Origin of the sequence: Paraburkholderia sp. Ac-20347 (genome assembly GCF_017104805.1) — a bacterium.
GTDB classification, from domain to species: Bacteria; Pseudomonadota; Gammaproteobacteria; order Burkholderiales; family Burkholderiaceae; genus Paraburkholderia; species Paraburkholderia tropica.
Genome location: NZ_JAAGPN010000401.1, coordinates 1 through 5,304, shown reverse-complemented (window position 1 = coordinate 5,304; position 5,304 = coordinate 1). Strand labels below are relative to the sequence as shown.

Here is a 5,304-nt window from a genome sequence, read left to right as displayed (position 1 = left end):
TCAGGAAGGCCACAGTTGCCAGACGATCAAGGACGAACTGCGCCGCGATCTCGCGCTCGCGGCGCTGCAGGACCCGGCGCGCGCGGTCGCCGACGTGGCGGCCGCCGTCGGCTTCGCCGAGCCGAGCGCCTTTCACCGCGCCTTCCGCAAGTGGACCGGCATGCGTCCCGGCGAATACCGTCAATCGCGCGAACGCGCCGTGGGGCGGGGCTGAAATCATGCGCACGGCATAACACACGGACTCAATCGCACCTTTCGATTATCGGGATACCGTCTATACTTTTAAGGGTTATCCCTAATACGAAAGGCCTCATCATGAACCCCCTCACACGTGCCGCGGTCGGCGTATTCGCCGCCGCGTGCTGCTTCGCCTCGCTGCCGGCTTCCGCGCAAACCTACAACCCCGCGCAGCCGATGACGCGCGCTCAGGTGCGCGCCGATCTCGCCGAGTGGCGCGCCGCGGGCTACGATCCGCTCGACTGGATCGACTACCCCGAAAACGCGCAACGCGCGGGCGCCATCGTCGCGCAACGCCGCGCGGCGCGCGCAGCGGGCGGCATGCCGCAATCGGCTCAGTAAGCGCCAGGCAGGACTTAGAAGCACGCAGGCGCGCCGCCGCTCGCGCGCGCCGGACCCGCTCCCGGCGGGTATGACGGTCTGCCCCTCAAAGGCCGACCGGTGTGTGAAATTTGTGCCCGGAATGCCTCACTGGGCGATGCTCGTCCGATCGCATTTTTCCAGCACACGTTTCCTTACAATCGTCCCTGCATTACTCCCCATTACCGACCCGTTTCCCCCGCCGCACGGAAGTTGCGCGTGCATCCCTTTCTATCCTTACAGCACGCACTGTTGCAGCGCTTCCACGCGTTTCGCAACGGCATTTCTGCGCGGCGCGGACAATTGTTTACAATCCCGCCCGTAACCGCTTCAACCACACGATCCGCGCGATCCGGACGCGCCCCGCCGCCCGCCCGCCGACGCCGATCCCAACAACAAATCAACCGCTCGATTCTCAAGGCCCAACCTTCATGGACGCCATCAAACGCTATTTCGGCTTCGAAGAGGCAGGCACGAACCTGCGCACCGAAGTGCTCGCCGGCATCACCACCTTCCTCACGATGGCCTACATCATCTTCGTGAACCCGGCGATCCTCGGCGACGTCGGCATGCCGAAGGAATCGGTGTTCGTCGCCACCTGCCTCGTCGCGGCGCTCGCGTCAATCGTCATGGGCCTGTACGCGAACTATCCGATCGCGCTCGCGCCCGGCATGGGCCTGAACGCATACTTCGCGTACGCGGTGGTCAAGGGCATGGGCTTCACGTGGCAAGCCGCGCTCGGCGCCGTGTTCATCTCGGGCTGCCTGTTCTTTATCGTCACGCTGCTGCGCGTGCGCGAGGCGATCATCAACGGGATTCCGCACTCGCTGCGGGTGGCGATCACCTCGGGTATCGGCCTGTTCCTCGCGATCATTTCGCTGAAGACCTCGGGCGTGATCGTCGGCAATCCGGCCACGCTGGTGTCACTCGGCAACCTGCACGATCCGCACACGATTCTCGCGATCATCGGCTTCTTCGTGATCGTGACGCTCGACGTGCTCAAGGTGCGCGGCGCGATCCTGATCGGCATCGTGGGCGTGACGGTTCTGTCGTTCTTCTTCGGCGGCAACCAGTTCCACGGCATCTTCTCGGCGCCGCCCTCAATCGCGCCGACCTTCCTGCAACTCGACATCAAGGGCGCGCTCTCGACCGGCATCCTGAACGTCGTGCTGGTGTTCTTCCTCGTCGAACTGTTCGACGCGACCGGCACGCTGATGGGCGTCGCGAACCGCGCCGGCCTGCTCGTGCACGGCAAGATGCACCGTCTGAACCGCGCGCTGCTCGCGGATAGCACCGCGATTCTCGCGGGTTCGGTGCTCGGCACCTCGTCGACGACGGCGTACATCGAAAGCGCCTCGGGCGTGCAGGCGGGCGGCCGCACGGGCATGACCGCGCTGACCGTGGCCGTGCTGTTCCTCGCCTGCCTGTTCGTCGCGCCGCTCGCGGGCGTGGTGCCCGCCTACGCGACCGCGCCGGCGCTGCTCTACGTTTCGTGCCTGATGCTGCGCGAACTCGCCGACCTGCCCTGGGACGACGCCACCGAAGTCGTGCCCGCCGCGCTCACCGCACTGGCGATGCCGTTCACGTACTCGATCGCCAATGGCGTCGCGTTCGGCTTCATCTCGTACGCGGGCCTGAAGCTGCTGACGGGCCGTCTGCGCGACGTGCGCCTGATCGTCTGGATCATCGCGGCCGTGTTCCTGTTCCGCTACTTCTACCTCGGCGGCGAATGACGCCGGCGCGGTCATAGTTGCGCGTGCGTTACGCGAAACGAAACGGGCGGCCTCAGAGCCGCCCGTTTTGCGTTTACATCCGCGCTGCAAAGGGCTTCGGGACAAATCGCCGGTAGCCACATCAAGCTAAACGGTCATGCAGCCGCACGCCATCGCGCTGGCTACTTATCATTAGGAATTCACACCAGAACGATCCCCGCACAAAGGAGCCGCCCGTGGCCAGTTACCCCGCCGCCGCCGAACGCTATTCGAAGCCCGCCATCGTCTTTCACTGGATCATTTTCCTGCTCGTCGCTCTGGCGTATCTGGCGATCGAAATACGCGGCCCGAAAGGCTCGGACAGCCGCGCGTTCTGGAGCAACGTGCACTTCTGGTGCGGCACGCTGGTTCTGGCGCTCGCCGTGCTGCGGCTCCTGTGGCGGCTCTGGCACGGCGCGCCGCAAGACATCGACTCGAATCGCGTACTCACCTTCCTTTCGCGGCTCGTGCATCTGGCGCTCTATCTGTTCATCTTCGTGCAGCCGCTGCTCGGCATTCTGATGATCAACGCCGGCGGCCGCCCGGTCACGCTCGCGGGCGTCAATCTGCAGATCGTGCTGGTGGGCGCCGACCCCGTCGCGCGCCAGTTCCTCAAAGACGCGCACGAACTGATCGGCAACGCGTTCTACTGGGTGATCGGCGTGCACGCGCTCGCCGCGATCGCGCACCATCTGGTGTTCCGCGACAACACGCTGCGCCGCATGATCTGAAGCGTGCTCCCAAAACGACCACGCGCCCGTCTGGCGGGCGCGTGGCGTGGTGGGTCGCCGGAGCGTGTCGTCCGGCGTTGCGCGGCGATTTCAGCGCATTATTCAGGCATCAATCAAACATCGAGCGCTCAGGACAGCATGCCGTGCGCCTGCACGAAGCGCACGTAGCCGCTGCGCAGCGTCAGGCACTGCGCGCGCGTTTCGGAGAGTAGCCGGCGCGCGACCGCCTCGATGTTCTCGCGATGATGGTCGAAGGCGTCGAGCATGTCCTCGGCGCGCGTCGACGCCGCGCCATAGTGATCTTCGAGCGCCGCCGCCGTGATCGTACATTCGACCCTCTCCCCATCGATCATCGCCGGAAACGCCAACGTCAGTGCGCGTCCCGAGTACTCAGGGACTTCATTCGGAAACTGGATCTGCATGGGAATGCCTCAGGTTGAGAGGGTCTGCGGGCCGCGCCATCGTCACACTACGTTGCTCCTCCTCGGCTTGCGCGCGGATCAAAACACCGACCGCCGCGGGTGCCGTCTTGCGCGACACGTTTGCGGCGGTTGATTGGATTCACTGTAGGACACTTCCTGCGGCCTGCAAGGTCGACTTTGTCACACGGACGAAACCTTCGTGGCGGCCCGATTTTTGCCGCCCAGGCTGCGAGTCGCGCGCACGCATAAGCGCGCCTCCTCCGCACGCGTTTCGCGTGGGCGCATGTTGCATCGCAACGACCGGCACGCGTCAGTGCAACGTGACGACGCGCAACGTCACGACTCGCGATGCTGCCGATGCTCGATCTCGAGATCTTTCGGATGCACGGTCAGCATGGCGACGAACGCGGCGATGCCGCCCCCGACCGTCACCATGCCGTAGACCACGAAGTCGTGCCTGTCGAAGAGGAGACCGTGAATTGCGGCCGCGAGACCCGCCAGCGCGGCGAAGACGGCGAGCGCCGCCACCAGGATCCTGAATTCGCCATAGACCATGACGCACTCCCCAAGGGAGCCGCGACGACCCGAAATCCCATCCGCCCAACTGCCGGCTGCGCCGCCGCCGGAACGCGCGCGAGGCGCATCCCTTCCTTCATCCTGGCACTCGCGCGCATAAAGGCAAGCAGCACTTGCGCCCGCGTACCGATCGCCGAAACGCCCGGATTCGCCCCGATGTGGCGCACGCGGCCCTTCCTGTACCATGAGGCGAGGCATCACGGCGCGCGCCGGCTTGTTGCGGCGCAGCGCAGCCACACAAGATTGGAGACACGAGTGACCCGACGCCCCTCCGTCACCGTCAAGCCGCCCGAGGCGGCGCGCGCGGACACGATCGCCCAGGCGCATGCGCGCTCGCTGGCGCTCGGCCTGCGCGCGAGCGAAGCGCCCGACTTCCAGCCGCTCGGCGGCGCGGACCTGCGCGACCTGCTCGACGCGAATCACACGCTCTACCATCAGGCGCGGCCCGTGATGGACGCGCTGCACGCGCAGATCGTCGATACCGAAAGCATGGTGCTGCTCACCGACCGCAACGGCGTGATCCTGCACAGTCTCGGCGATACCGATTTCGTCGAAAAGGCGCGGCGCGTGGCGCTGCGTCCGGGCGTCTCGTGGGCGGAGCGCGACCGCGGCACCAACGCGATCGGCACGGCGCTCGTCGACGCCCAGCCCACCATCGTGCATGCGGGCGAGCACTTCCTGCGCGCGAACCACATCCTCACCTGCTCGTGCGCGCCAATCGCCGATCCGTGGGGCCGCACGCTCGGCGCGCTCGACGTGAGCGGCGAATCGCGCGGCTTTCACAAGCACACGCTCGCGCTCGTGCGGATGTCGGCGCAAATGATCGAGAACCATCTGTTCAACATCGAATTCGCCGCCGCCGTGCGGCTGCAATTTCACGCGCGCGCGGAATTCATCGGCACGCTCTATGAAGGCCTCGCCGCGTTCGCGCCGGACGGCACGCTGCTCTGCGCGAACCGCAGCGCGCTGTTCCAGTTCGGCTCGCCGCTCGCCACGCTGCAATCGCGCGGCTTCGACGCGCTGTTCGGCCAGCCCTTCGCCGCCTTCATGCAGCAGTTGACCCGCGCGCGCGGCGAGCCCGTCACGCTGACGCTGCCGAGCGGCGTGCGCGTGGTCGCGCGAGGCACGCCGGGCGCTTAGACGCTGGGCGCGCAGTCGTTCGGCCAGTCCGCGGGCGCGTCGAACGCTACGAACGCCGCGAGCGCCGCCCAGACCGCGCGCGATGCC

6 protein-coding genes and 1 pseudogene are annotated in these 5,304 nt (G+C 66.4%); 5 read left to right on the top strand and 2 right to left on the bottom strand.

Annotated features, from left to right (window positions below):
- The 4 genes from G3N97_RS36310 to G3N97_RS36295 form a co-directional block, all read left to right on the top strand.
- On the top strand, positions 1–214 hold a 214-nt coding region (locus tag G3N97_RS36310), incomplete at its 5' end, for a helix-turn-helix domain-containing protein (protein WP_205997620.1).
- 101 nt (positions 215–315) lie between these two features.
- Positions 316–579, top strand: coding sequence for a DUF4148 domain-containing protein (locus G3N97_RS36305; RefSeq protein WP_205997619.1), 264 nt, complete (start codon positions 316–318; stop codon positions 577–579).
- Between the two features lie 449 nt (positions 580–1,028).
- Positions 1,029–2,330: an NCS2 family permease gene (locus G3N97_RS36300; RefSeq protein ID WP_205997618.1), complete on the top strand. Its 1,302-nt coding sequence runs from the start codon at positions 1,029–1,031 to the stop codon at positions 2,328–2,330.
- A 215-nt stretch (positions 2,331–2,545) separates the two neighbouring features.
- Positions 2,546–3,079, top strand: a complete 534-nt coding sequence (locus G3N97_RS36295; RefSeq protein ID WP_205997617.1) for a cytochrome b — start codon at positions 2,546–2,548, stop codon at positions 3,077–3,079.
- Between the two features lie 128 nt (positions 3,080–3,207).
- On the opposite strand, the gene G3N97_RS36290 is transcribed toward G3N97_RS36295, so the two are convergent.
- Both G3N97_RS36290 and G3N97_RS36285 read right to left on the bottom strand, forming a co-directional pair.
- Positions 3,208–3,501 (bottom strand): DUF1488 domain-containing protein, encoded by a 294-nt coding sequence (locus tag G3N97_RS36290; protein WP_074981329.1) that lies wholly within the window; start codon positions 3,499–3,501, stop codon positions 3,208–3,210.
- A 336-nt stretch (positions 3,502–3,837) separates the two neighbouring features.
- Positions 3,838–4,056 (bottom strand): DUF2964 family protein, encoded by a 219-nt coding sequence (locus G3N97_RS36285; RefSeq protein WP_205997616.1) that lies wholly within the window; start codon positions 4,054–4,056, stop codon positions 3,838–3,840.
- Between the two features lie 276 nt (positions 4,057–4,332).
- Between G3N97_RS36285 and G3N97_RS36280 the strand changes: the two are divergent.
- Positions 4,333–5,202 (top strand): annotated as a pseudogene (locus G3N97_RS36280) (GAF domain-containing protein); the annotation flags it as partial.
- Positions 5,203–5,304: the final 102 nt, after the last annotated feature.